Genomic DNA, 23048 nt, shown 5'->3' with positions numbered 1-23048 from the left:
ACGTCGGACCGCACGACGTACCACGCGCCGCCCCACGGCGCGCCAGCCCCGCACCCGACCAAGGCCGGGACGGTCTGCTCTACCCGGGACGTGCCCCGGGCAGCACGAAGGCCCCGTCTCCACCAGGAGCAACGGGGCCTTCGGAGCCACTTCTAACGACTGAACCACAGGTTAGCGCACAGACCCTCGATCGGACTACACGAGTGTGATTCGGCGGGTCGTCACGGCCGCGCCGGAGAGGACGCCTCGCCTCCTCGCCCGTTGTCGTACTTCCACTCGCCACCGGGCTCGCGGCTCACCGTTTCGACCCGCCCGACGTTGCGGCGTCCCACCGCCCGCCTGAGCGCTGCCCGCGCCGCCTCGAGGCTCGGCAGCCCACCCTCGTAGTGCCACTCCGCCGCGCCTGCACGGATCTCGTCGTCGAGCATCCATCGGATGCCGTACTCCATGAGCGTCATGACCCCATCCTCTCGCTACGGACGGACGACGAGCTCGTCCTCGCTGCGGCAACCAGGGCCCGCGCGGCGTCGCGCTCGGCACGGCGCCGACGCATCTCGTCGAGCGCGGCGAGCGCGTCGGCGACGACGTAGAGCGGGCGGCCGCGCGGGTCGCGAGCAACGACGGGCGCCCACGGCACGGCGATGTCGAGGGCCGGGGCGAGCAGCCCGCGCGACGCCCAGGTGCGGATCACGTTCGGGGTGACGTCGAACCCGAACCCGGACAGGGCGAGCGCCATGTGCGTCGCGTTGAGCCGCTTCCCGTGCGCGAGGCCGAGCAACTCGGACTGCCGCGCGGCGACGTCGACGGTCGCGCCGCAGATCCGGCACTCGACGTCGTCGCGGCGAGGCAGAGCGTAGAGCTGGTTCGTGCAGCGCGGCTGCTCGCGGGCGTCGACGGCGGGAAGGAAGCCACCGCACGGCCCGAGGTACACGCGGTCCGCGGGACGGTCGACGGCGCTCGACGCGGCGGCGATCCAGGAGCTGAGCCACCGGACCCACTCGCCGCCGTTGTGCTGGGCGCGGATCCACGGGACCTGGGCGGCGAGCCAGCGACCGAGAGCGGCGAACGTGTTGAACGGTCGGAAGAGCTCGCGGTCGGCGGCGATCGTGTCGGCCGCGTGCGTGAGCTCGACGAGGAGGCCGCGCTCGACGTCGGCGGCCCGCTCGTTGAACGGGACCGGGGACTCGTCGGGACGGGCAGCAGCGAGACCCGACGTCGAGAACCGCATGCCCTTGACGCGGGCATCCTCGAGCGCGAGGCCGAGCAGCGGGACGTGGAGGAGCGAGATCGCGAGGTCGTTCGCGCAGTCACCGCACACGGTCATCCCCGGTGGGACGAGGCTCGCGCAGCCCTGGACCTGGCAGCGGTTGAGGTTCATCGGTCATCTCCTGGTGAGGTTCGACGCCCACCACGGCGACCACGACGACGGCGCGCGGGCTGGGGTGGTGGTGGGGCGGCTGGGTCTGGTGGTGGTGGAGTCGTGCTGCCGGCTTCCCCTGGTAGGTGGGTAGTGGAGGTACCCGACCCGTCCCGACCCGACCCGGCAGAACCCGTTTCGTCAGACTGCGGAATGGGTGTTCGGTCGGCGTTTCGCGGGGTGTTTCTCGGGCCGTTCCCGTGCCGTGGTGGCGCCGCTGGTCGCACACGCTGGGGTGCGGTGCCGGCGGCGGCCGCGAGCGCCTGAGGGTCGCGTGGTGGCGCTGCGGGTCGCACTCCGGGGGTGGGTGCGGGGTCCGCTGCTGCCTGGTGGTGCGCGGGGGCCTCGTCGCTTCGGTAGGTGGGCTCGGTGGGGTAGCCGTTCTTCGTGAGGAAGCGCGCGGAGTGCGCGCCGTAGTGCGGGTACTCGGGGGGCTGGCGGAGCTCGTGCTCGGCGTCCCAGAGGTCGGTGTCGTTGCCGCGGGCGCGGTTGCAGCGGCGGCAGGCGATGACCATGTTGTCGACGGTGCCGGGGACGTCGAGGCCCTCGAGGTGGTCGGGCTCGGCGTGCTGCTGGCCCTTGCGGCCGGTCCAGAGGACGACGATGCCGCACCAGCGGCAGTTGTCGCCGTCGCGGAGGAGGAGAGCGACGCGCAGGGCGTCGTCGCGCAGCTCGTTGCGGTAGCGGGCTTCGCGCTCGAGCTCGGCCTTGGTGCGGATGTGGATGAACTCGGGGTCGGCGCGGATCGTCCAGTACTGCAGGCCGCCGCGGCGGCCGGCGGTCAGGACGCCGGCCTTCACGAGCAGGCGCAGGAGCTCGTCGGTGCGGGCACCGCCGATCATGTAGGCGGTGCCCGCGTCGATCTCGTAGTCGGTCTTGTGCGCGCCGGAGAGGGTCGCGATCCTCGCGAGGAAGCCGAAGGCCTCGTTGACGGTGCGCTCGTCGGCGCCCTTCATCCCGTGCAGCTTCATCAGCGCCGGGTAGGTCGCGGAGTCGTCACCGAAGCGGACCCATGGCATGGGTGCGTTGTCCTCTCGTCGCAGCGTGGGGGTCGGGGGCGGTCAGTCGCTGCACCGGCACTCGCCGGTCTGCGGGTTGATCGGGCCGCCGCAGGAGTCACAGCGCATGACCAGGGAGCGGAGCGCTCGGGTCAGGGGCTTGAACATCGGGTGTCACCTCCTCTCGTGGTCGTGGTGGACGGGCTCGCAAGGGGACGGGGCCACCGGGCTCGACTGCGCGCGGTCGGTGGCCGGTCGCCTTCGCGTGACCGGTCTTCGACCCGGGGCGGGTCGTGAACCAGCCACCGCAGACCGCGCAGTCGATGACCTCGTAGTCACCCAGCACCGCGACCCCGCCCGCCGCGGCGGCCACGACGACGACGCGGACGCGCCGCGGCCGCGAGCGCCGCCAGGTGGGTGTCCTCGGCGCGGTGCAGCTCCATGTGCCGGGGTGTGACGTGGACGGCGTTCTGGCCGTCCACGGAGCCCTGCACGAGGACGAACGCCTTGCACGGGGCGCACCAGACACGCACTAGGCCGTCGTGCTTCTTCGCCTTCGTCTCAGCCACGGTGCGCGCGCCTGCGGTCGATCGCCTCGGCCCACTGCTGCGCGACGGCCGCGACCTGCACGAGCTCGGCCCGCAGGCGCTCCGGGTCGTCCTCCGCGAGCGCCTCGAACACCTCCTCGAGCAGGATGTGCCGCCAGGTGAGCGTGCCGGCGTTCGCCGCGGTGTCGGTGAGCGACGTCGCGCGCGCGGCGAGCCACGCGGCGCCCGGGGCGATGCTGCCGACGAGCGCGAGGAGCGGGTGCGTGCCCGGCCCGGTGCCGTCGGGGTGGTTCTGCACGCCCCACTTCACGTCCTGGCGCGCGCGTTCGGCCGCGACGTCGTCGGCGACCGAGGAGCGCACGGCGAGCGGGCACGTGGCGTCGTGGGCCTTGTTCCACGCGAGCGCCTCGTCGACCGGCGCGGTCGTCGACGCGCCGCAGTCGCACGTGATCGTCACGGACGCGCTCATCGGGCGGCCTCCGCCGGCTCGTAGGACGCTGCGAAGACGTCGGGCTTGCAGGGGTAGTACTCGCCCTTCACGCCGCGGATGATCCAGTCGCCCATCGAGGCCTGCATGACGCCCTCGAGCGTGGGGATGTCGATCCAGTACCGGACGTCGGTGCGGTCGCTGGGCTTCGCCTCGCTGCGGACGCGTCCACCGCACCAGCGCGCGATGTCCTCCATGTCCTGCCACGAGTCGAACTCCACGGCCTCGATCTCGACGGGCTTCTTGCGGTACCTCGCCGGGCGTGCCCCGGCCGCGACAGGGGCCACAGAGAGCGGGGAGACCCCGACCTTGGCGGCCGCCGCCATCACGTCGCCGTCGTCGGGCTCCATCCCGCTGCCCCACGGAGGGCTCACCAGGACGCCGAGGTGCTTTGCGATCGCGGCGACGTTCTTCTCGACCGCGATCAGGCGGTCGCTCTCAACGAATGGGTCGGGGTGGTGGACCATCAGGACTCCTTGGGGTTCGGGAGGCCCGCGCGGACGAGCGCGGGTCGAGGCTCGGGGCGGGCGAGCGGCCGCAGCCGGTCGGCCCAGCGCTGGCGGGTGTCGGCGAGCTCGGGCTGCTCGGTGTCGCGACGGTGGATCGGCAGGAGGATCCCGACGAAGTCGCGGTCGACCTGGACCGTCCACCCGTAGGCGCCGATCCCCTTGCGCAGTGCCATCTCGAGGCGCAGACCGTCATCGCCGTATGCCTTCGCCGACGTGACGAAGCGGGCGAGGAGCTGCGGGTTCACGGACGCGTCCGCGGACTCGTCGGGCGGCGTGTCGAGGAACCGCGCGGTCACGCCCGGGATGTCGGGGTACGACGACTCCGACTCGCCGAGCGCGGGCAGCCGCGGCACCGACAGCGAGCGCCCCTCCATCACCGGGGAGTCCTCGAGCCACGAGACCTCGTCGTGGGTAATCCGGAGCGTGAACGCCTCCTCATTCCACATCGCACGCTCGTCCTTGTTCGACGGCGGCGTGAAGACAGCGAGGACCTCGCGCACCGACCGAGGCTCGAGGTCGACGACCGCGAGCTCAGGCAGCGCGACGACGTCGTGCACGTGGATGCGCGCAACCGCGGCCGTCGATCCGGCCGACGCCGAGACGAGCAGACGCCGAGCGGACTCGAACGTGAACCGGACCCGCGAGAGCGTCTCCGTCGAGCCCACGTGCGGCAGGACCGCCGCGAGCGCGCACCGCGTCGACGCGCGGCCGATCTGCACCTCGAGCGCGCTCACGGGCGGCGCTCCCGCCTGAGCGCGCGCGTCGCCTCGTCGTCGGGCACGCAGCGGCCCTCGTGGCTCACGTCGAGGCCGCAGTGACCGCCCCACGTCCGCTTCCCGCACCAGCGCGACGTCGCCGCGCAGTCCGGGCAGAGCCAGCAGCCCTCGCGGTCGAGGACGAACGGGCCCGTCGTCGAGCCGCACTCGCACCGGGTCTGCTCGTCGACGCCGGCGATCGCCGTGGCCGTGACGACGCCAGGGAGGAGGGCGGCAAGCTCGGTGCGCGCGAGCGTCACGTTCACCGCGCTCTGCATCGCGCGCAGCGAGCGGACGTTCGACTGCTCCGCCGCCACCGCGTCGAGCAGGTGCGGCAGCGCGTCGAGCGCCTGCTCGTGCTCGTGCTCGTTCACCTGCTCGCCCGCCGCGATGACCGTCGCCGCACGCTGGACCGCGAGCAGCGCCGAGTACTCCTCGGTCGTGATCGTCGTCGTCATCGCGCGCACCCAGCCGCGATCGCCGAGCGGTGGGCCCAGCCGCGGACGGCCGCGGCGGCGAGCGCGGCGCCGTGGACCGTGCCGGCGAGGGTGTTGCGGACGTACCGCGTGAAGTCGTCGTAGGACTTGGTGGGGTCGAGGGCGTGCTCGAGGTAGACGCGGGTCTCGGCGGCGACGTCGTGCGCGACGAGCGCCGCGGCGAGGGAGTCGGCCGCGAGCGCGACGCGCAGGGCGTGGAGCTCGACGTCGACGATGTCGGCGACGGTGCTGTGCGCGAGCGCGCGGCCGAGACCGGCGGTCTTGGGGTCGGCGACCCAGGTCGACGCGAGGCCGAGGAGGACGCGCTCGACGTCGGGGTCGATCGGGCCGACGTGCTTCGCGCTCGGGCGGGGCATGGTCGCGACGGTGTGCTCGATGGCTGGCTGCTCGGCACCAAGCTCGGCGGCGAGCCGGCCGTCGAGGAAGAGCGAGTCGGCGATACGGGTCCAGGTCATGGGGTCTCTCCCGGGGTGGTCGTGGTGGGCTGCGGGGCGCGGAGCTCGTCGAGCACCCGCCCCTCGAGAAGGTCGAGCGGGCGCCAGACACCGACGTCGGCCGCGCCGCCGAGCTCGGCGAGCACGCGGCGCTGCGCGTCGGACAGGCGGCCGGTCTGGGTCTTGAGCTCGCGGAACAGCAGGCGGCCGCGAGCGCCGTGCGCGAGGACGAGGTCGGGGAAGCCGGGCTCGGACCGGCGCGAGTCGTGCGTGTGGTAGACGAAGAACCCGAGCTCGCGCGCCATCGCGACGACCTGCGCCTGCAACGCGGCCTCCTTCATGCCGCGAGCGACGTCGGCGCGGTACTCGTCGCGGGTCATGACCTTCATGCGACGACCGCCCGACGACGGGCGAGCTCGGACATCGCGAGCGTGTCCTCGAGGAGCGCGGCGCACCGACGCGCGGTGACCTCCGGGGTGTCGCCGTACATGTCGGCGTAGGCGCGCACGAGGTCCTCGGGCGGCATCTGGCCAGCGATCCCGAGACGGCGCTCAAGCACCGCGACGCGCTGCGCGGCGACGCGGGCCGCGATGCGCGCCTGACCGAGGCTGCGACGCAGCTCGTGCACGCTCACCGCCGGGTCAGGGAACGGCGGGACGACTGCCAGCGTGGCGGTCATGACGCACGCTCCGGGCACGATGCCGGGTCGAACCCGTCGCACGCGTCGCAGATGTGGTTGTCGATCGCGACGACCGGGCCGGCTGAGGTGAGCGCGGCGACGGTCGTGTCCGGACCGGGGCGCTCGTCGGCACGGATCTCGTCCTCCCAGCACTGGCCGCACGCGACGCCGCCCACCCGGACCCGGGCCGTGTGGTCGCAGCGCGCCGCGACGCGCTCGGCGAGCCGGTGGCGCTTCGTGAACCACGCCGACCGGGTCGGCGCCGTCAGCGACGCCGAGCCCGTGCCGGACTTCTCGACCTCGCGGGCGAGTGCCGTTGCGTCGCGCACGGTCAGCTCCTTGCGCTCGACCATCTGCTGCGCCTCCGCCGGCAGGACGAGCAGCCGCAGCCGGGCCGAGACGGTCTCCACCGAGTACCCCGTGCGAGCCGCGATCGAACGGACGTCGAGGTGCTGGCGGAGCGCCTTGAACATGCGCGCCTGGTCCATCGGCTCGAGGCGCTCGTGCATCGACGCGGCGAGCATCGTCGAGAGCTGCGCGTCGTTGTCGCCCGGACGCTGCGCGAGGCACGGCAGCGCGCGCACGCCGACCGACTTCGCGGCCGCCAGGCGGCGGTGTCCGTCGAGCACGAGCCACGTGTCGCCGTCGTGCTTCTGCACCACGAGCGGCTGCAGCACGCGGCCGAGCGCGAGGATCGACGCCGCGAGTTCCGGGTCCGGGACCGACCGCGCGGCCGGGTTCTTCGGGTTCGGGCGCAACTTCTCGACCGGGATCGCCGGCAGACCGCCGGTCACGACTCCGCCTCCGGGAAGCGGCCCGCGAGCGCCTCGGTCTCGACCGAGGACGGCTCGTAGCCGAGCGCGACGAGGAGCTTGTACCAGGCGGCCACGATCCAGACCTCGTCGCCGGTCGCGGGGTTCGCCCAGCGCCAGCCCGGGATCGGCTCGACCGCGGCCGCGAGCGCCGCGAGGACGAGCTGCGGCGGGGCGAGCTCGGCGACCCGGGCGCGGTACGCCGCGGCGCCCGCTTCGTACTCGTCCTCGCCGGCGTCGAGCGCGGCGTTCGTGGCCTTCGCGATCGCGTCGTCGGCGCCGATCCACGATGCGAGTCCGTCGTCGATGCCGTCGTCGCCGCCGAGGTAGGGCGCCTGGTCGGTCGTCCCGGCGGCGACCTGCGCGGTGAACGCGAGGAGCGCCTGCAGCGCGGGCGTCGAGCGGTCGAGCGTCTTGCCCTCGACCAGGCCGTGGACGAAGTCGCGACGCAGGGTCGCCGACGTGTCGACGAACTCGCGGATCGCGGCGGCGGCGCGCTGGTTCGCCTCGCGCGCGGCGGCCTCGGCCTCGCGCTGGGCCTCGCGCTCGACGTCGAGCGCGTCACGGCGCGCGATCGCGTCGAGCTCGTCCGTCGTGAGCGGGCGCCAGAGGGTGTAGCCGACCTGGTACTGGTACCGGCGCGCCCACCAGCCCTCGCCGAGGCCGCGCTTCTGCACCACCTGCTCGGCGTCCTCGCCGAACCAGAGGTATCCGTCGTGGCGCAGGCCGTCCGGCACCTCAGCGTCGACCGAGTCCTGCACGTCGACGCCGGCCTTGCGCAGGACCGCGCCCTCCTCCGCGTAGAACGAGGCGGCGCGCCGCGCCTGCCGGGCCTTGTTCACCGTGTAGTTCCACTCGTGCGTCCCGTGCGCCGCGGCGATCTCCGCCTGCAGACCCGGGTTGTCGTCGAACTCCTCGAGGACGTCGACCTCGTCGAACGTCAGCGCGGAGCCCGAAGCCGTGAGCGCCGTGAGGACGGGCTCGGGCTTGCGGGCGATCTTCGCGCGGCGGGACACCCAGGTGTCGGAGCGGCCGAGGGACTCGGCGAGCGCGTGCTGGGTCGGGGCGTCCGGCAGGTCGAGCAGGCCCTGCACCATGACGGCTTCCTCGACGAGCGTGAGGTCCTTCCTGCTCTGGTTCGCGCGCAGGAGGAACGTCGCCGCGGCGACGTCGTCCATCGCGACGACGCGGACCGGGACGAACAGCATCGCGAGGTGCTGCGCCGCGGCGAAGCGGCGGTGACCGGACAGGAGTTCGTACTTCCCGTCCTGCCCGGGCGCGGGCCGCACGACCAGGCGCTCGTAGATCTCGCCCGCGGCGCGGATGTCTGCGGCGAGGTCTTCGTCGACGTCGGACCGGCCGGGCGGGTTGAGCGGGTGCTGCACGATCTGCGTCACCGGCAGGTCAAGCAGCTCCGAGCTCGCGGCGGGCGTCGTCGGGGCTGGGGAGGGCGCCGCGGGGGCGCTGATGACGGGGCTCATGTGGTGGTCCTTCCTGGCGTGCCCCGCAGGTGGTCGGAGCACTCGGGGTGCGTGGCGTGGTGGATCGTGTGGCGGGTCTCCAACCCGCCGATGAGCGGCTCGTCCGGCGTGATGCGACGGCACGTCGTCATCCCCGGGGAGGCCGCGTGCTGCGCGTACTCGTCGTCGTCCGCGACGGGCGCGGCGTCGAGCGGGACGCGCTTGCGCTTCTGGCCGGCGCGCAGGTTCTCCGGCGCCGGGACGTACAGCACCCAGACGATCGGGGCGCCGCAGCCCGGGCAGTCCGTCGAGCGGCGGCTCACGGCGACTCGGCTGGCTCGGGCGCGAGACGGGCGTAGACGTTCACCCACGCGTTGTGCGCCGAGCGGCCCGTCGAGCGCACGCGGTACGGCGTGCGGTACGGACCGACCTCGAGCGAGACGAGCTCGAGGAGACGGTCGGCGCCCTTCGTCGCGGCGTAGAAGAGGTTCGCGCGGGCCGACGGCGGGATGCCGGCCTCGTCGAGCTGCGCGCGCACGTCGTTCACCGAGACGAGGTCACCCGGCTCGACGGCGAGGATCACCGAGCGGAACGCGGCGCGGTGCGCCTCGGTCAGCCGCTCGCCCGACCGCTCCCGGCCCTCGTCCGCGAGCGCCCGCGCCTCGGCGGGGGAGACCTCGGTCGTCGCGGTCACAGTGCACCTCCCGCGGCGCGCGCCGGGGTGCCGGCGTGGGCGCCGAGGATCGCGGCCCACGTCGTCGCGCACGCGAGCTGCTGCACCGAGCCGTCGCCGTGGCGCAGGGTCACGGTCGCGATGCGGTCGACGGCGGACTCGACGAGCTCGGCGAGCGGCGTCGACCACGGCGAGCGCGCGACCGACGGCGCGACGGGCTCGCGCGGCGGGGCGACGACGGCGAGCGCCTGCGCGATCGAGACCGACGGGTCGATCAGGTCGCGGGCGACCTTGCGGGCCCACGCGGTGCGCGCGGCCGCGGTGCGTGGAGCGTCGCCGTGCGGGACGGGCGGGTGCTGCACCGTGCGCGCGCGGCGGGGCGTGTGCCGCGGCGGGGCGGCGAGCGCGTACTCGACGCCGGCGGGCACCGAGGGCGCCGTCGCGACGAGCGTCGTCGTGCCGTCACCGACGACGACGCGCACCAGGTGCGAGGCCGCGGGCCGGAACCGGCGCGGGGTCAGGAACGTGCGGAGGATGCTCGGCGAGCGCCGGGCGGTCGTGCGGGGCATGGCGTGGTCCTTCCTGGTCGTGGTGGAACAGGTCAGGTCTCAGGGGGTGGGGTGCTCGCGGCGCGGGCGGACCGTCGTCGGGGCCGCCTGCACGTGCATGGGCTGGATCGGCGCGACGAACACGACGTCGCCACCGACGAAGAGCTGGACGACGGGGGAGCGGACCGTCAGCACGGCCGTCGAGCCGTCCGGAGCGGGCAGCGGGTCCGGGTAGCTGCCCGGCATGAGCACGACGACGTCAGACAGGACGCCCTCGAACGACTCCGCCGGGCGACGGCCCGCCGCGGGACGCGCGACGATCACCCGCTCACCGATGAAGTCCGGAGCGCACGACGCGACGTAGGCAGCCGGCAGGGTCTCCCACCCCGACGCGGCGCTCACCGGACGCCTCCCGCCACACGACGGCGAGCTGCACGCGCCGCGCGGCGACGAGCACGGCCCGGCGCCGTCATGAACGCGACGAGCAGGAACAGCGACACCGGCACCAGCACCGCTCCGAGCACCTGCGCGGTCCGCCACGGGAGCACGAGCAGCACGCCCGCACCGATCGCGAGCCCGATCGTCACCGCGAGCACGGCCGCCGGCGCGGGACCGGAAGGGCGGGCCGTCTCCATCACGCCACCGCCGATCGCGACGACGCCACGCGGTGGGCGTTGTGCCCGGCGGCGCGCTGGCCGATCGTCAGGTTCACCAGGCGCTGCCGCTCGAGCTCGAGGTTGTGCACGCTCCGGACGCCGACGCGCGAGGAGCAGTCGACGTCGACGAGGTCCACGAACGGGTGGGCGAGCCTGGCCGGCGTGTCCTGGTACAGCGTCCGCGGCTCGTCGTCCGACCAGACGCCGTAGACCCGCGCGACCTCGACCGCGTGCCGCAGATCCGCCGCGAGCGCCGCGAGGCGCACGGCCACGTCCGGCTCGCCTTCGACCGCGCGGCACGAACGGCACGTCACCTGGCCCGGCCGGGCCGTCGTCCGGCCGAGGATGGCCCGCGCGCCCAGCGTGCGGCACACCACGACCGACGCGAGGACGCCCTCGCCGATCGCGGCCACCGGCAGCGGGCGCACCAGGTGCACCGCCCGGCGGCTCATCAGGCCGCCGCCGCGACGACGGTCAGGCCGCGGCGCGCCGCGATCCTTCGCTCGAGCTCGGCGAGCGACGGGCCCGTCGGGGTGTACGCGCGACGCGCGGCCTCAGCGACGGGCAGCTCGTCGAGCTGCTGGTACGCGACGGCCAACGTCTGGCCGGCCGCGGCGATGCACTGCTCGCGCGTCGGCCGCTGGCCGACCGACGCGCGGATCTGGGACGATGCCACGGTGGTGCTCCTTCCTCGGAGTACTGCTGGCGACGGCCTCGGGCGGCTTCTTGGCGGAGGAAGCCCGGGGTCGTCGTGCTGTCTGGGGTCACGCGGTGGCCGCGAGCGCGTGCCCGCTGGTGTGCATGCCATTGGGCGACGAGGGCATGGGCTCGGCCTCGCGAAGCTCGAAGAGCTTCTCCCACGGGGTGTCGAGGCGGGCGGCGAGGGCGATCGCGAGGTCCTCGGAGATGTTCACGAGGCTCCCGTTCTCGATCGCCCAGATCGTCGTCTGTGTCCGGCGGACGAGCATCGCGAGCTCGCGCTGCGTGTACCGCTTGTTCTTCCGCTGACGCTTGAACTCGGCTGGGTCCTTGACGTGCATCCAGACCTCCTTCCGGAGACGGGGCGGGCGGCGGCGAGCGCCGGTTCGTGCAGTCATCTTGCACCTCCAGTTGTCGGGTTGACAAGTGGAACGTAGCGCGTTGAGCGCTACTTGTCTACCTGACAACCGCAGTTTTCACCCGCTGACGTGGCACGATGGGGCCGGTCACTTGTCATGCTCATTGGTGACAGAACTGTCACAAGAGATCACTCACCCAGGAGAGTTATCGCCGTGAGCACCTCCACCACCACCCTGCGCGACCTCGCGCAGCGTGCCGTCGACGAACGCGGGCTATCCGGCCGGCGCCTCGCCGACTTGGCGCGGGAGCACGGGTTCGAGCTCACGCACTCGACCTTCAACTGGATCCGCTCGGGCACGTACAAGTCGCGCCCCAGCCCGGAGACCGTGAAGGCGATCGCGTGGCTCGCCGGCGTTCCGGCGGCAGAGGCGTTCACCGCGGCTGGCCTCCCGGTACCCGGGCCGCCGTTCGCTGACGAGCTGCCTCCCGGAGTGGACAACCTGTCGCCGAGGAAGCGCAAAGTCGTCATCGACCTCCTGAGGGTGCTGATCGAGGACGAGGAGCGTGATGGCGATGACCGAGACGCCGCCCCCACCAAGCGGGCCGCGGGGAGCGCGGCCGTCAGCGAGCAAGACACCCCGGAGGCCGAGGCATCGGACGACGAGTCGTCCGATGGTCCTCGCAAGCACTGGACCCCCGTGACCGAAGCGGACATCCGAGCAGGCGCCGCGCTTCCCCGGGCAGAGGGGCACGGACGTAAGAAACGGACAACCGGCAGAACGAAGCCACGGCACACGTGAGCGGGCAAGAGCGGACGGCAGCACTGCCGTTGATCCCCTGGGTCATGGCCGCGAGTGTGAGCGCCCACACCGACACGAACTGGCGCTGATGTGCCGTTTCCGGCACGATCCGACCACCCCGCGACCTTGCCAAGCGGGTGAAGTTTCAACGAAAGGGAGAGGGGCGGGGGGCCAGTGACCAGCAGGAACGCACTGCCGGCGGGAGTGCCGGATCTCGGCGTGGACGACAAGCCGGGCTGGGAGACGGTGACCGCGCTGATCACGGTCAAGGCGTACCCCGTGATCGGGCGCAAGACTGGCGAGTCGGTGTGCGTCGCCGGCGTGAGGCTCGACCGTCCCGAGCGCGAGTTCGTGCGCCTGTTCCCGGTCCCGTTCCGCGAGCTCGCCACCGAGAACCAGTTCAAGAAGTACGCGTTCGTCCAGGTGCGCGCCCAGAAGGGGATGACGTCTGATCGGCGCCCCGAGAGCCTGCGCCCCGACCTGTCGTCGCTCCGCGTAGGGGAGGTCGTCCCCACGGCGCGCAGATGGCATGACCGGTGGGATCTGCTCGACCCCCTCGCAGGAGCGACGACGGCCTGCAGGCTCGCCGCCGCAGCCAAGGTGTCCGGGCAGGATGCGCCCTCCCTGGGGCTCGTCAAGCCCCGCGAGATCCTCGACGTCACGGTTGCGGACAACCCCGACTACAAGAAGGCGACGGGTCTCGGCGACATGCCGGAGGCCGACCTCTTCGGGAACGTCCTGACGCCGCTCGAGGCCACGCCGTTCATCGCGAAGTACCGGTACTACTGCGAGGACTGCACCGGCAACCCCCATCACCAGTCGATCATCGACTGGGAGGCCGGTCAGCTCGGCCGGCGCCTCCTGCGCGAACACCGCACCGCCGAGCAGGCGCGCGCAGCGATCCGCACACGGTTCCTCGACGAGATGGCGTCTCCGACCAAGGACACGCACTTCTACCTCGGGAACCAGCACCAGTACCCCGGGAGCTTCATGGTCCTCGGCGTGTTCTGGCCCCCAGCGGGCAGCCGACCGCTGCCCGGCCTGTTCTAGGCGGGCACGAGCTCCCGCTCGTCGTGCGGCGCCCGTGCGCGCAGCGCGTCCAGGACGAGCGAGCGGTGACAGCACCGCTCCGCCGCCTCGAAGCACAGAAGGAGAACCGTGCCCCGAGCCTGCAGCGCCTCGATCACCTCGAGCGCCTCCCGCGCCTCCGGAGTCGAGAGCACCTCGTCCGCGAACCGCCCGCGAGCCTCCCGGCCCTCGGTCGTCGACGTCTCTGCGAAGCCGGCGCGGTTGTCCTTCGGGTTCCCCAGCGCGCGCAGGTGCACGTACTCGACCCCCGCGGCCGCGAGCGCCGAGGAGAGTGCCGTCTTCGAGAGACCTCGCTTGCGCGAGATCGGGTTCAGCCGGACGTCGACGACGGAGACGACGCCCCAGCGGCGAGCGTCCGCGATGAGGTCGTCCACAGATCGACCCTCGTAGCCCCAGCCCATCACACCGTGTCGTACCGTCATTCGCTGATCGTGTCACGATTCGGCTCGACCCACCGAACCCACGCCGGAGCCCGTCCCGATGAACAGCAGACAGCCCCACGGCGCCCCGTTGCGTGCACCCCGCGCCGTGCTCTACCTGCGGCAGTCGACCTACCGCGAGGAGTCGATCAGCCTCGAGCTGCAGGAGACCGCCGGGCGCGACTACTGCGAGCGCCAGGGGTACGACGTCGTCGCCGTCGAGCAGGACCCGGGGATCTCCGGGCGCACCTGGAACCGGCCCGCCGTGCAGCGCGTGCTCGGCATGATCGAGGCCGGGAACGCCGACGTCATCGTGCTGTGGAAGTGGTCGCGCCTGTCCCGCTCGCGTCGCGATTGGGCGATCGCCGCGGACAAGGTCGACGTCGCCGGCGGGCGCATCGAGTCCGCCACCGAACCGATCGACGTCGCGACGTCGGCCGGCCGGTTCGCGCGCGGCGTCATGACCGAGCTCGCCGCGTTCGAGTCCGAGCGCATCGGCGACGGCTGGCGCGAAGCCCACGCCCGCCGCGTCGCCGCCGGCCTCCCCGCGACCGGCAAGCCCCGCTGGGGGTACGCCTACGACCGCGAGGCGAAGATCCACCGCCCCGACCCCACGACCGGGCCCGTGCTCGCCGACCTGTACCGCCGGTACCTCGCCGGCGAGTCCGTCTACGCGCTCGTGCGTTGGCTCAACACCGAGGGCCACCGCACCTCGGCCGGGTACGGCCCGAACGGCGGGGGAGGACTCTGGACCGACCGCTCGCTGCGCCGCGTCATGGACTCCGGGTTCGCGGCCGGGCTCATCACCGTCGACGGTGAGCAGCGCCCCGGCGCCCACGACCCCCTCATCACCCCGGACACCTGGGACGCCTACCGCCTCGCGCGCGGAAACCGCAGCGTGCAGCGCGGGAGCGAACGCTCGCAGTACCTCCTCTCCGGACTCGTCTTCTGCGCGTGCGGCAGCCCGATGAACGCCGGTCAGTTCGGGCGCGGCCGCGAGCCCAAGTACCGCTGCCGTGACGCCCACAAGAAGGGCACCCACGACGGCGGCTACATCACCGCCCGGTACGTCGAAGGCGAGGTCCTCGCGTGGGTGCGCGACCTCGCCGCAGGTGTCGACCAAGCCGCGAGCGCCGGGCTCGACGAGCTTGCCGCCCGCCGTGCTCGGCGGGACCCGCTCGGCGACATCGTCCGCCAGCGCCAGGCGCTCGAGGCGCGGCTCGTGCGGCTCACGCGCCAGCACCTCGAGGACGTGATCCCCGAGGGCCCGTACATCGAGCTGCGCGACGAGCTCACCGAGCAGATCGACGCGCTCGCCGCGCGCGAGCTCGAGGCGAGCGTCGCCGCGACGCGCGCGCCGGCGCCGGAGATCGCGCGGCAGCTCGTCGCGGATTGGGATGTGCTCGCGGTCGAGCACCGGCGGGCGATGCTGCGCCAGATGATCGCGTGCGTCGTCGTGACGCCCGGGCGGCCGCGGGGGAGCGTGCATGTCGTACCTCTGTGGGAGGGGTGACCGCAGGTACTAGTCACGCTGATGACGGCGGGCCTCGTCATCGCGTTGTGGGCCGTCGCAGGGCCGGCGCTGACCCAGGCCTTCAGCAACGCGATCTCGAGCGTGGGTGCGCCCTGAGGTGGCGCACGGCGACGCTCCCGGCACGGTGTCCGACGCCCACGAGCGCGGATCAGCGGTCGTCGACTTCACCCTCGTGTCCCTTCTGGTGCTCGTGCTGTTCCTCGGTGTCGTCCAGGTGGCGCTCGCCGTCCACGTGCGGGCGACGCTGGTGGACTGTGCCGCCGAGGGCGCTCGGGTCGCCGGCCGTGCCGACCGCGGCCCGCAGGACGGGGCCGTCCGGACGCGCGAGCTGATCACGGCCGCGCTCTCGCCGCGTTACGCGCAGGACGTCGTGGCGCGGCAGACCGTCGTCGAGGGCCTCCCGGTCGTCGAGGTCACGGTCGCGGCGCCCCTCCCCGTGGTGGGTCTTCTCGGTCCTGCGGGTGTGGTGACCGTCGACGGGCACGCGCTCGAGGAGGCGCCGTGATCCGTCGGCTGCGGGTGCTGCTCGTCCGGCTCACCGGGGGCGGGCCGCGGGCGGAGCAGGGGAGCGCGGTCGTGGAGTTCCTGGGCGTGGCGCTCGTGCTGCTGGTGCCGGTGGTCTACCTCGTGCTGACCGCCGGGCGGCTCCAGGCCGCCACGTTCGCGGTCGAGGGTGCCTCGCGGGAGGCTGCGCGGGCCTTCGTCACCGCGCCGTCCGGGGACGACGGCGCGCGGCTCGCCGAGGCGGCCGTCAGGCTCGCGCTCGACGACCAGGGCTTTCGGCCCGGCGGGGACGTGCTGACGATCTCGTGCTCCGCCACGCCTTGTCTCGAGCCCGGGGCCGAGGTGGTCGCCCGCGTGAAGTTCGACGTCCCGCTGCCGCTCGTCCCGTCGTTCGTCCGTGCCGCGGTGCCTCTCGCGGTCCCGGTCGAGGCGCAGCACGTCGCGTCCGTCGACGAGTACGCAGCGAGGCGGCCGTGACGCGTGCGAGTCGCGACTCGTCGCCGCGGCGTGCTCCGTCGGACGGGTCGGAGGACGGTCGGATCATGCTCCTCACCGCGGCCTTCGTCGCGTTCGCGCTGCTGCTGGTCACGGTCGTGGTGAGCGCGACGCAGGTGCACCTCGAGCGCAAGCGGCTGTACGAGCTCGCGGACGCGCTCGCCCTCACCGCAGCGGACTCGATGGAGCCCGAGTCCTTCTACACGGGTGCCGCGACCGCGCCGGTCGAGAGCGGCGCCCTGACCCTCACGGATTCGTCGATCCGGTCGGACGTCCAGGACTACCTCGCGCGCAATCCTGAGGCGCTCGACGGCTTGCACGACGTCGTCGTGACCGAGGCGTCGACCGCGGACGGGCGCACCGCGACGGTCGGTCTGGCTGCGCGGGCGCGACCCGCGATGATCGGCTGGGTGACCCAGGCGTGGAGTGATGGCATCATCGTGCGTGCAGAGTCACGTGCCAGAGCGTGGTGAGCACCTGTTGCTGTTCGACGACGAGCATCCAGGAAGGGACGGTTCGCAACGACGCGTGAGCATGCTCCCGCGCCTTTGTTTACTTTCTTAACTTTGGATGGCCACTTCTGGTTGGGACCTGTCAAAACCCCAGGTTCGCCGCTATGGTGATCCGGTCCGACAACAACTCCAACGATGGAGAGCTACAACATGAACGCACGAGCAACGAAGAAGCTCGTCGCCGGGGGTGCCCTCGGTGCGATGCTCATCGGCACGGTCGCCCTCGCGTCCGCTGCCTCCGCAGACCAGGTGGGCGACGACCAGGGTGTCGACGTCTCGGTCGAGATCGAGTCGAACGTCGAGCCGGGCAACCTCGCCCTCTCGGTCGCCTCGAACGCGACCTCGCTCACCGAGCAGGACTCGACCGTCGACGGCACCCGTGAGTTCACGGGCACCCTGCCGAACGTCACCGTCACCGACACGCGCACCGAGGTTGCCGAGGGCGCGTACTGGTACGTCGTGGGCAGCGCCTCGGACTTCACCGGCGACGCCGGCACGATCGCGGCGTCGAACCTCGGCTGGGCGCCGTCGCTCGTCAGCGAGAGCGAGAGCGGCCTCGTCGAGGCGGGCGAGGGCGTCGACCCCGCGCTCGAGGGCGGCGAGGGTCTCGCCGAGCAGGACCTCCTCGTGTCGGCCTTCGACTCGGCCGAGGTCAACCCGGAGGGCTCCTGGACCGCGAACGCGGGCCTCACGCTCCGCACCGCCGAGGACGTCGCCGCCGGCGCCTACTCCTCGACGATCACGCTCTCCCTCTTCGAGGACTGAGCACACCCGGTCCTCGTGACCTGACGGTCGGCCACGGTCGACCGTCGACCGAGCAGTCCACGGCGGGCCGCTCCACTCGTCCGGCTTCAGGTCGGATCGGGTGGGCGGCCCGCCGTCGTACGGAGAGAGCACCTGCGTGAACCCTGCACCACACCTGAGCCACCGGCCGCGCCGGTCTACTCGCTGGTTCGCCGCGGCCGGCGCAGTCCTCGTCGCGGCCCTCGTGCCCGCGCTGCCGGCGGGCGCCGCGACCAGCGGCACCCTGCCGCTCGACACCGAGGACGTCATCACGTGGGGGGTCAAGCCCGCCGACGCGGACGGACCGGACGGTCGCACCCGCGTCGAGCTGGTCCTCGACCCCGGGGCGTCGGCGTCCGAGAACCTCGCCGTGTCGAACTTCAGCGACGTCGCCGTGACGTTCTCGATCCAGGCGGCGGACGGGTACATCAACCCCAAGGGCAGGTTCAACATGCTGCCGTCCGACCGGGAGTCGACGGGTGCCGGGACCTGGATCGAGGTCCAGGACTCGGTCGAGGTGGCGCCCGACGCGACGGTCGTCGTGCCGTTCACCGTGACCGTGCCGGACAACGCCACGCCCGGCGACCACGTCGCCGGCATCGCCGCGATGGTGAAGAGCACCGACGAGGGCGAGGGCGGGACGAGCGTCGGCGTGGAGAGCCGCGTCGGCTTCCGCGTCTCGACGCGGGTCACGGGAGAGGTGCAGCCGCTCCTCGCCGTCGAGAACGTCAAGGCGTCCTACGCGCCGTCGTGGAACCCGTTCGCGGCGGGCGACCTGACGGTCTCCTACGACGTGGTGAACGACGGCAACGTGCGTCTCGGCGCCGAGGGTGACGTCACGACGAGCGGCTTCTTCGGTGCGGTGTCGGCGGACCGCGCGGCCGCGGCGATCCCCGAGGTCCTGCCCGGCGGCTCCCAGCGCACGCGTGTCGAGACGTCGAACGTGTGGCCGCTGGGACCGGTCCGCTCGACGATCACCGTGACGCCGACGACGGTGGACGACGACGAGATCGACGCACCGCTCGAGCCGGTGGAGGTCACCGTGACGACCTGGGCCGTCCCGTGGCCGCAGCTCCTGCTCGTCGCGATCGTCGTGGTCCTCATCGTCGGCGTCCGCGACGACCGCCGTCGCCGTCGCCAGCGCCTGGAGGCCATGCTCGCCAGGGCGCGCGACGAGGGACGCCAGCAGGCGGCCGGGGGCGAGCCCGCGCCGTCGGGCACGGGGTCGCCCGCCGCGAAGGGCGAGCCGAAGGGCTGACCGCCGCCGCGCCGTCGGGCACGGGCCTCCCGGCCCGACGGCGCGGAGCGCGCGCGGTGTCGCGTAACCTTGAACCTCGTGGCCACCATCGACTTTCCGACCGAGATCAAGGCGCTGCGCAGCACGCTCGAGTCCATCGAGAGCGTGAGCGACCCGGAGGTGCTGCGCGCGAAGATCGCGGACCTCTCGGAGAAGGCGTCGGCCCCCGACCTGTGGGACGACCCGGACGCCGCGCAGAAGGTGACGTCGGCGCTCTCCGCCGCGCAGTCCGAGCTGGAGCGGGTCAAGAAGCTCGGCCAGCGCATCGACGACGTCGAGACCCTGGTCGAGATGGGTCAGGAGATGGAGGACGAGGACACCCTCGTCGAGGCGGAGACCGAGGTCGGGGCGATCCGCAAGGACCTCGACCAGCTCGAGGTCCGCACGCTCCTCGCCGGCGAGTACGACGCCCGTGAGGCCGTCGTGACGATCCGCGCGGGCGCGGGTGGCGTGGACGCGGCCGACTTCGCGGAGATGCTCCTGCGCATGTACCTGCGCTGGGCGGAGCGGCACGGCTACTCGACCACCGTGCTCGACACGTCCTACGCCGAGGAGGCGGGACTCAAGTCGGCCACGTTCGAGGTGAAGGCGCCCTACGCGTTCGGCCACCTCTCGGTCGAGGCGGGCACGCACCGCCTCGTGCGCATCTCGCCGTTCGACAACCAGGGCCGGCGCCAGACGTCGTTCGCGGCCGTCGAGGTCATCCCGCTCATCGAGCAGACGGACTCGATCGAGATCCCGGAGTCGGAGATCAAGGTCGACGTCTTCCGCTCCTCGGGCCCGGGCGGGCAGTCCGTCAACACGACGGACTCCGCGGTGCGCATGACGCACATCCCCACCGGCATCGTCGTGTCGATGCAGAACGAGAAGTCGCAGATCCAGAACCGCGCCGCCGCGCTGCGCGTCCTCCAGTCCCGCCTGCTGCTCGTGCGCCAGGAGGAGGAGAACGCGAAGAAGAAGGAGCTCGCGGGCGACATCAAGGCGAGCTGGGGCGACCAGATGCGCTCCTACGTGCTCCAGCCGTACCAGATGGTCAAGGACCTGCGCACCGAGCACGAGGTCGGCAACCCGTCGGCGGTGTTCGACGGCGACATCGACGACTTCATCGAGGCCGGGATCCGCTGGCGCCGTGGGGCGCAGCAGGAGGCCTGACCCCGCACGAGCCCACCCGGGCGGTTGATCCGAGCAACGGGTCGATGCGCCCGGGCGCGGCGTGTCCGCCCCGCCGGGCCGGAGACGCGTGCCTACCCTCGGGATCGTGCGACGAACCTCGTTCGTCCACGGATCGACCCCCGACCCGAGGAACGTGCCGCTGTGATCCGCTTCGAGAACGTCACCAAGGTCTACGCGCGCGGCGCGAGGCCGGCCGTCGACGACGTGTCGATGGAGGTTCGCCGCGGCGAGTTCGTCTTCCTCGTCGGCGCGTCGGGCTCCGGCAAGTCGACATGCCTTCACCTCGTCCTGCGCGAGGAGCGCCCGACCAGGGGGAAGGTCTTCGTCGCGGGCCGCGACCTCGGGTCGCTGTCGAGCTGGAACGTGCCCAAGCTGCGGCGCCAGATCGGCGTCGTCTTCCAGGACTTCCGCCTCCTGCCCAACAAGACGGTGTTCGAGAACGTCGCGTTCGCGCTCCAGGTGATCGGCAAGCCGCGCCACACCATCGCGATCACGGTGCCGGAGACGCTCGAGATGGTGGGCCTCGCCGGCAAGGAGAAGCGTCGCCCGCACGAGCTCTCCGGCGGTGAGCAGCAGCGCGTCGCCATCGCGCGCGCCATGGTGAACCGGCCGCCGATCCTGCTCGCCGACGAGCCCACCGGGAACCTCGACCCCACCACGTCGCTCGGGATCATGCGCCTGCTCGACCGCATCAACCGCACCGGGACCACCGTCGTCATGGCGACGCACGACGAGGAGATCGTCAACCAGATGCGGCGCCGGGTCATCGAGCTCGACACCGGCACGCTCGTGCGCGACCAGGCGCACGGCGCGTACGGGGCCCGGGGACAGGTCATCCCCGACCCGGACCGCAACCCCTCGGTCGCCGAGACCGGCAGCACGGCCGGCCCCACGACGGGCACCGCACCGGAGTCGTCGCCGACGACGGCCGTCCCGCGAGCGCAACCGGCCGCGGCCCGGCCGGCCGCCGAGGAGGAGCAGGTCGAGCCGCCGTCGCGACGCTCGGTGCGCCGCCACGTCGAGGCGACGGCGGGGGAGTGATCGGCGTGCGACTCCAGTTCATCCTCGCGGAGCTCGGCCAGGGCCTGCGGCGCAACGTCTCGATGACCGTCTCGGTCGTGCTCGTGACGTTCGTGTCCCTGACGTTCGTCGGCGCGTCCATGCTGCTCCAGGCGCAGATCGGCAAGCTCAAGGACGACTGGTACGACAAGGTCGAGGTGTCCGTCTTCCTGTGCCCGACCGGCTCTCCGTCGCCGACGTGCGCGGCGGGCGAGGCGACCCCGGACCAGATCGCCGCGCTCGAGGACGTGTTCGAGTCCGAGCTCGCCGACGAGATCCAGACCGTGTACTTCGAGTCCAAGGACGACGCGTTCGCGGCGTTCCAGGAGCGGTACCCGGACGGTTACCTCGGCACGCAGCTCACCGTCGACGACATGCAGGCGTCCTTCCGCCTCAAGCTCACCAACCCGGAGAACTACGAGGTCGTCAACGACGTCGTCACCGGGCGCCCGGGCGTCGAGGTCGTCGAGGACCAGCGGCGCATCTTCGACTCGCTCTTCCTCGCGCTCAACCGAGCGTCGCTCCTCGCCGCCGGGCTCGCCGCGGTCATGCTCCTCGCCGCGGTGCTGCTCATCACGACGACGATCCGGCTGTCGGCGCTGAGCCGGCGGCGGGAGACCGGCATCATGCGGCTCGTCGGGGCGTCGAACCTGTTCATCCAGCTCCCGTTCCTCCTCGAGGGGGCGATCGCGGCCGTGCTGGGCGCGCTCCTCGCGGTCGGCGGGTTGTGGGTGGGGGTGAAGTACCTCGTCACCGACTGGTTGTCGCAGTCGGTGACGTGGGTGGCCTACGTCGACGAGTCGGACGTGCTCCGCATCGCGCCCGTCCTCGTCGGCATCGCGTTCCTGCTGGCGGCCGTGTCCTCGGTCGTCACGCTCAACCGGCACACGAGGGTGTGAGATGACCCGGGACCTCCGCCGCGCGACCGCGGCCCTGATCGCCACGACGATGCTCCTCGTGGGAGGTGTCGCGTCGGCCTCCGCCGACGACATCGACGACCGCCGCGCAGCAGCAGAACGGCGGCAGTCCGAGATCCTCGGCAACCGCGAGCAGCTCCAGTCGGAGCTCGAGGACACGGACGCCGAGCTCGCGCAGGCGGTCGTCGACCTCCAGGCGATCGAGGCGCGGCTGCCGGTCGCCCAGGCCGAGCTGGACGCAGCCGAGGCCGAGGTCGAGCGGACCCAGCGCGAGGCGGAGCTGCTCGCCCAACGGCTCGAGGACGCCCTGGGGCAGGAGGCCGCGATCAGCGCCGAGATCGAGCGCGGCGCGACCGAGGTCGCCGACGCGAAGTCCAGCATCGCGGAGATGGCGCGTCAGGCGTACCGCGGTCAGGGCGACGTGTCCAGCCTCGGCATCGTCACGGGCGCGGAGAGCACCGAGGAGTTCATCGAGGAGTACGCGGTCTCGTCGACGGCGGCGCGCAGCCAGTCCCGGTCGCTCCAGGACCTCCTCGAGGCGGAGTCGGTCGCGCGCAACCGTGAGGCGCGCCTGCAGGCGGTGCGCGAGACGGTCGCCGACCTGAAGAAGCAGGCGGACGAGAACCTCGTCGCCGCGGAGGCGGCGCGCAAGGCCGCGGCGGACCGCAAGGCCGAGGTCGAGCAGCTCATCGTCGACCAGCAGGCGAAGAAGGCGACGATCGAGGAGCGCAAGGCCGCCGCCGAGGCGAAGGTCGCCGAGAACGAGGCGGCCCAGCAGTCTCTTCAGCAGGAGATCAAGGGGATCATCGCCGAGCAGGCGGAGCGCGACCGCAAGGCCGCCGAGGAGGAGGCGCGGCGCCAGCAGCAGCAGTCGTCGGGCGGCGGCGGGTCGTCGGGCGGCGGTGGCGGTGGCTCGGGCGGCGGTGGCGGTGGC

33 protein-coding genes and 1 pseudogene are annotated in these 23048 nt (G+C 72.6%); 12 read left to right on the top strand and 22 right to left on the bottom strand.

Going from position 1 to position 23048, the window contains the following annotated elements:
- Positions 1-221: 221 nt before the first annotated feature.
- From A0J59_RS08715 to A0J59_RS08615, 21 genes are all read right to left on the bottom strand, one after another.
- Complete coding sequence (locus tag A0J59_RS08715; protein ID WP_064315842.1) at positions 222-458, bottom strand: hypothetical protein; 237 nt, start codon at positions 456-458, stop codon at positions 222-224.
- On the bottom strand, positions 455-1378 hold the full coding sequence (locus A0J59_RS08710; RefSeq protein ID WP_064315841.1) for a hypothetical protein: 924 nt from the start codon (positions 1376-1378) through the stop codon (positions 455-457). The genes A0J59_RS08715 and A0J59_RS08710 overlap by 4 nt, the downstream gene beginning before the upstream one ends.
- Positions 1375-2436 carry an HNH endonuclease gene (locus tag A0J59_RS08705; RefSeq protein ID WP_064315840.1) on the bottom strand — a complete coding sequence of 354 codons (1062 nt, stop codon included), beginning with the start codon at positions 2434-2436 and terminating at the stop codon, positions 1375-1377. The genes A0J59_RS08710 and A0J59_RS08705 overlap by 4 nt, the downstream gene beginning before the upstream one ends.
- A 314-nt stretch (positions 2437-2750) precedes the next feature.
- Positions 2751-2984, bottom strand: coding sequence for a hypothetical protein (locus A0J59_RS08700; RefSeq protein ID WP_156532898.1), 234 nt, complete (start codon positions 2982-2984; stop codon positions 2751-2753).
- The gene (locus A0J59_RS08695; RefSeq protein WP_220084458.1) at positions 2977-3432 is read right to left on the bottom strand and encodes a hypothetical protein; all 456 of its coding nucleotides are present in this window, start codon (positions 3430-3432) and stop codon (positions 2977-2979) included. The genes A0J59_RS08700 and A0J59_RS08695 overlap by 8 nt, the downstream gene beginning before the upstream one ends.
- Positions 3429-3917 carry a hypothetical protein gene (locus tag A0J59_RS22070; RefSeq protein ID WP_220084457.1) on the bottom strand — a complete coding sequence of 163 codons (489 nt, stop codon included), beginning with the start codon at positions 3915-3917 and terminating at the stop codon, positions 3429-3431. Before A0J59_RS22070 ends, A0J59_RS08695 begins: the two co-directional genes overlap by 4 nt.
- Positions 3917-4693 (bottom strand): hypothetical protein, encoded by a 777-nt coding sequence (locus A0J59_RS08685; protein WP_064315838.1) that lies wholly within the window; start codon positions 4691-4693, stop codon positions 3917-3919. The genes A0J59_RS22070 and A0J59_RS08685 overlap by 1 nt, the downstream gene beginning before the upstream one ends.
- Positions 4690-5172: a hypothetical protein gene (locus A0J59_RS08680; protein ID WP_156532896.1), complete on the bottom strand. Its 483-nt coding sequence runs from the start codon at positions 5170-5172 to the stop codon at positions 4690-4692. The genes A0J59_RS08685 and A0J59_RS08680 overlap by 4 nt, the downstream gene beginning before the upstream one ends.
- Positions 5169-5666, bottom strand: a complete 498-nt coding sequence (locus A0J59_RS08675; protein WP_064315836.1) for a hypothetical protein — start codon at positions 5664-5666, stop codon at positions 5169-5171. The genes A0J59_RS08680 and A0J59_RS08675 overlap by 4 nt, the downstream gene beginning before the upstream one ends.
- Positions 5663-6034 (bottom strand): VRR-NUC domain-containing protein, encoded by a 372-nt coding sequence (locus A0J59_RS08670; RefSeq protein ID WP_255365090.1) that lies wholly within the window; start codon positions 6032-6034, stop codon positions 5663-5665. The genes A0J59_RS08675 and A0J59_RS08670 overlap by 4 nt, the downstream gene beginning before the upstream one ends.
- Entirely contained in the window at positions 6031-6324 is a 294-nt protein-coding gene (locus A0J59_RS08665; protein ID WP_064315835.1) for a hypothetical protein, read from the bottom strand. The genes A0J59_RS08670 and A0J59_RS08665 overlap by 4 nt, the downstream gene beginning before the upstream one ends.
- Positions 6321-7118, bottom strand: a complete 798-nt coding sequence (locus A0J59_RS08660; RefSeq protein ID WP_064315834.1) for a ParB/RepB/Spo0J family partition protein — start codon at positions 7116-7118, stop codon at positions 6321-6323. Before A0J59_RS08660 ends, A0J59_RS08665 begins: the two co-directional genes overlap by 4 nt.
- Positions 7115-8617: a ParB/RepB/Spo0J family partition protein gene (locus A0J59_RS08655; protein WP_064315833.1), complete on the bottom strand. Its 1503-nt coding sequence runs from the start codon at positions 8615-8617 to the stop codon at positions 7115-7117. The genes A0J59_RS08660 and A0J59_RS08655 overlap by 4 nt, the downstream gene beginning before the upstream one ends.
- Positions 8614-8919 carry a hypothetical protein gene (locus A0J59_RS08650; protein ID WP_064315832.1) on the bottom strand — a complete coding sequence of 102 codons (306 nt, stop codon included), beginning with the start codon at positions 8917-8919 and terminating at the stop codon, positions 8614-8616. Before A0J59_RS08650 ends, A0J59_RS08655 begins: the two co-directional genes overlap by 4 nt.
- Positions 8916-9290 carry a hypothetical protein gene (locus tag A0J59_RS08645; RefSeq protein WP_064315831.1) on the bottom strand — a complete coding sequence of 125 codons (375 nt, stop codon included), beginning with the start codon at positions 9288-9290 and terminating at the stop codon, positions 8916-8918. The genes A0J59_RS08650 and A0J59_RS08645 overlap by 4 nt, the downstream gene beginning before the upstream one ends.
- Positions 9287-9838, bottom strand: coding sequence for a hypothetical protein (locus A0J59_RS08640; RefSeq protein WP_064315830.1), 552 nt, complete (start codon positions 9836-9838; stop codon positions 9287-9289). Before A0J59_RS08640 ends, A0J59_RS08645 begins: the two co-directional genes overlap by 4 nt.
- Positions 9839-9877: 39 nt before the next feature.
- Positions 9878-10219: a hypothetical protein gene (locus A0J59_RS08635; RefSeq protein ID WP_064315829.1), complete on the bottom strand. Its 342-nt coding sequence runs from the start codon at positions 10217-10219 to the stop codon at positions 9878-9880.
- Positions 10216-10452, bottom strand: coding sequence for a hypothetical protein (locus tag A0J59_RS08630; protein WP_064315828.1), 237 nt, complete (start codon positions 10450-10452; stop codon positions 10216-10218). The genes A0J59_RS08635 and A0J59_RS08630 overlap by 4 nt, the downstream gene beginning before the upstream one ends.
- Positions 10452-10925, bottom strand: a complete 474-nt coding sequence (locus A0J59_RS08625) for a hypothetical protein (RefSeq protein ID WP_064315827.1) — start codon at positions 10923-10925, stop codon at positions 10452-10454. Before A0J59_RS08625 ends, A0J59_RS08630 begins: the two co-directional genes overlap by 1 nt.
- Complete coding sequence (locus A0J59_RS08620; RefSeq protein ID WP_064315826.1) at positions 10925-11149, bottom strand: hypothetical protein; 225 nt, start codon at positions 11147-11149, stop codon at positions 10925-10927. The genes A0J59_RS08625 and A0J59_RS08620 overlap by 1 nt, the downstream gene beginning before the upstream one ends.
- Positions 11150-11237: 88 nt before the next feature.
- The gene (locus tag A0J59_RS08615) at positions 11238-11513 is read right to left on the bottom strand and encodes a helix-turn-helix transcriptional regulator (protein ID WP_064315825.1); all 276 of its coding nucleotides are present in this window, start codon (positions 11511-11513) and stop codon (positions 11238-11240) included.
- Positions 11514-11744: 231 nt separating this feature from the next.
- On the opposite strand from A0J59_RS08615, the gene A0J59_RS08610 reads away from it, so the two are divergent.
- Together A0J59_RS08610 and A0J59_RS08605 are read left to right on the top strand one after the other, a co-directional pair.
- Positions 11745-12332: a hypothetical protein gene (locus tag A0J59_RS08610; protein WP_064315824.1), complete on the top strand. Its 588-nt coding sequence runs from the start codon at positions 11745-11747 to the stop codon at positions 12330-12332.
- A gap of 219 nt (positions 12333-12551) precedes the next feature.
- Positions 12552-13382, top strand: a complete 831-nt coding sequence (locus A0J59_RS08605) for a hypothetical protein (protein WP_082918867.1) — start codon at positions 12552-12554, stop codon at positions 13380-13382.
- Here A0J59_RS08605 and A0J59_RS08600 read toward each other — a convergent pair.
- Complete coding sequence (locus A0J59_RS08600) at positions 13379-13843, bottom strand: DUF488 family protein (RefSeq protein ID WP_064315823.1); 465 nt, start codon at positions 13841-13843, stop codon at positions 13379-13381. The genes A0J59_RS08605 and A0J59_RS08600 overlap by 4 nt on opposite strands.
- Positions 13844-13901: 58 nt before the next feature.
- Here A0J59_RS08600 and A0J59_RS08595 point away from each other — a divergent pair, with 58 nt between their 5' ends.
- The 10 genes and pseudogenes from A0J59_RS08595 to A0J59_RS08550 form a co-directional block, all read left to right on the top strand.
- Entirely contained in the window at positions 13902-15353 is a 1452-nt protein-coding gene (locus A0J59_RS08595; RefSeq protein WP_082918866.1) for a recombinase family protein, read from the top strand.
- A 145-nt stretch (positions 15354-15498) separates the two neighbouring features.
- Positions 15499-15879, top strand: coding sequence for a TadE/TadG family type IV pilus assembly protein (locus A0J59_RS08590; protein ID WP_082141431.1), 381 nt, complete (start codon positions 15499-15501; stop codon positions 15877-15879).
- Positions 15876-16355: a pilus assembly protein gene (locus A0J59_RS08585; protein WP_369799760.1), complete on the top strand. Its 480-nt coding sequence runs from the start codon at positions 15876-15878 to the stop codon at positions 16353-16355. Before A0J59_RS08590 ends, A0J59_RS08585 begins: the two co-directional genes overlap by 4 nt.
- Positions 16356-16420: 65 nt before the next feature.
- On the top strand, positions 16421-16846 hold the full coding sequence (locus A0J59_RS08580) for a hypothetical protein (protein ID WP_047234056.1): 426 nt from the start codon (positions 16421-16423) through the stop codon (positions 16844-16846).
- Positions 16847-17035: 189 nt separating this feature from the next.
- Positions 17036-17650, top strand: a complete 615-nt coding sequence (locus tag A0J59_RS08575; protein WP_047234057.1) for a hypothetical protein — start codon at positions 17036-17038, stop codon at positions 17648-17650.
- A 136-nt stretch (positions 17651-17786) separates the two neighbouring features.
- Positions 17787-18926, top strand: a complete 1140-nt coding sequence (locus A0J59_RS08570) for a hypothetical protein (protein ID WP_220084456.1) — start codon at positions 17787-17789, stop codon at positions 18924-18926.
- A 78-nt stretch (positions 18927-19004) separates the two neighbouring features.
- Positions 19005-20117 (top strand): peptide chain release factor 2, encoded by a 1113-nt coding sequence (prfB, locus tag A0J59_RS08565; RefSeq protein ID WP_064315877.1) that lies wholly within the window; start codon positions 19005-19007, stop codon positions 20115-20117.
- Between the two features lie 162 nt (positions 20118-20279).
- Entirely contained in the window at positions 20280-21179 is a 900-nt protein-coding gene (gene ftsE, locus A0J59_RS08560) for a cell division ATP-binding protein FtsE (RefSeq protein ID WP_082141429.1), read from the top strand.
- Positions 21180-21184: 5 nt separating this feature from the next.
- On the top strand, positions 21185-22096 hold the full coding sequence (gene ftsX / locus A0J59_RS08555; RefSeq protein WP_047234060.1) for a permease-like cell division protein FtsX: 912 nt from the start codon (positions 21185-21187) through the stop codon (positions 22094-22096).
- A 1-nt stretch (position 22097) separates the two neighbouring features.
- Positions 22098-23048: pseudogene (locus tag A0J59_RS08550) on the top strand (peptidase M23); the annotation flags it as partial.

The sequence above is a fragment of the Cellulosimicrobium sp. I38E genome (assembly GCF_001647255.1).
GTDB lineage: Bacteria > Actinomycetota > Actinomycetes > Actinomycetales > Cellulomonadaceae > Cellulosimicrobium > Cellulosimicrobium cellulans_E.
The sequence above is the reverse complement of the archived record's forward strand: the minus strand, read 5'-3'. Positions and strand labels throughout refer to the sequence as shown.

Bases quoted from the DNA above. Each gene is read 5' to 3' on its own strand.
- A0J59_RS08715 (WP_064315842.1), bottom strand. From the start codon at position 458: ATGACGCTCATGGAGTACGGCATCCGATGGATGCTCGACGACGAGATC.
- A0J59_RS08710 (WP_064315841.1), bottom strand. From the start codon at position 1,378: ATGAACCTCAACCGCTGCCAGGTCCAGGGCTGCGCGAGCCTCGTCCCA.
- A0J59_RS08705 (WP_064315840.1), bottom strand. From the start codon at position 2,436: ATGCCATGGGTCCGCTTCGGTGACGACTCCGCGACCTACCCGGCGCTG.
- A0J59_RS08695 (WP_220084458.1), bottom strand. From the start codon at position 3,432: ATGAGCGCGTCCGTGACGATCACGTGCGACTGCGGCGCGTCGACGACC.
- A0J59_RS22070 (WP_220084457.1), bottom strand. From the start codon at position 3,917: ATGGTCCACCACCCCGACCCATTCGTTGAGAGCGACCGCCTGATCGCG.
- A0J59_RS08680 (WP_156532896.1), bottom strand. From the start codon at position 5,172: ATGACGACGACGATCACGACCGAGGAGTACTCGGCGCTGCTCGCGGTC.
- A0J59_RS08675 (WP_064315836.1), bottom strand. From the start codon at position 5,666: ATGACCTGGACCCGTATCGCCGACTCGCTCTTCCTCGACGGCCGGCTC.
- A0J59_RS08670 (WP_255365090.1), bottom strand. From the start codon at position 6,034: ATGAAGGTCATGACCCGCGACGAGTACCGCGCCGACGTCGCTCGCGGC.
- A0J59_RS08665 (WP_064315835.1), bottom strand. From the start codon at position 6,324: ATGACCGCCACGCTGGCAGTCGTCCCGCCGTTCCCTGACCCGGCGGTG.
- A0J59_RS08655 (WP_064315833.1), bottom strand. From the start codon at position 8,617: ATGAGCCCCGTCATCAGCGCCCCCGCGGCGCCCTCCCCAGCCCCGACG.
- A0J59_RS08640 (WP_064315830.1), bottom strand. From the start codon at position 9,838: ATGCCCCGCACGACCGCCCGGCGCTCGCCGAGCATCCTCCGCACGTTC.
- A0J59_RS08630 (WP_064315828.1), bottom strand. From the start codon at position 10,452: ATGGAGACGGCCCGCCCTTCCGGTCCCGCGCCGGCGGCCGTGCTCGCG.
- A0J59_RS08625 (WP_064315827.1), bottom strand. From the start codon at position 10,925: ATGAGCCGCCGGGCGGTGCACCTGGTGCGCCCGCTGCCGGTGGCCGCG.
- A0J59_RS08615 (WP_064315825.1), bottom strand. From the start codon at position 11,513: ATGCACGTCAAGGACCCAGCCGAGTTCAAGCGTCAGCGGAAGAACAAG.
- A0J59_RS08600 (WP_064315823.1), bottom strand. From the start codon at position 13,843: ATGACGGTACGACACGGTGTGATGGGCTGGGGCTACGAGGGTCGATCT.
- A0J59_RS08595 (WP_082918866.1), top strand. From the start codon at position 13,902: ATGAACAGCAGACAGCCCCACGGCGCCCCGTTGCGTGCACCCCGCGCC.
- A0J59_RS08580 (WP_047234056.1), top strand. From the start codon at position 16,421: ATGCTCCTCACCGCGGCCTTCGTCGCGTTCGCGCTGCTGCTGGTCACG.
- A0J59_RS08575 (WP_047234057.1), top strand. From the start codon at position 17,036: ATGAACGCACGAGCAACGAAGAAGCTCGTCGCCGGGGGTGCCCTCGGT.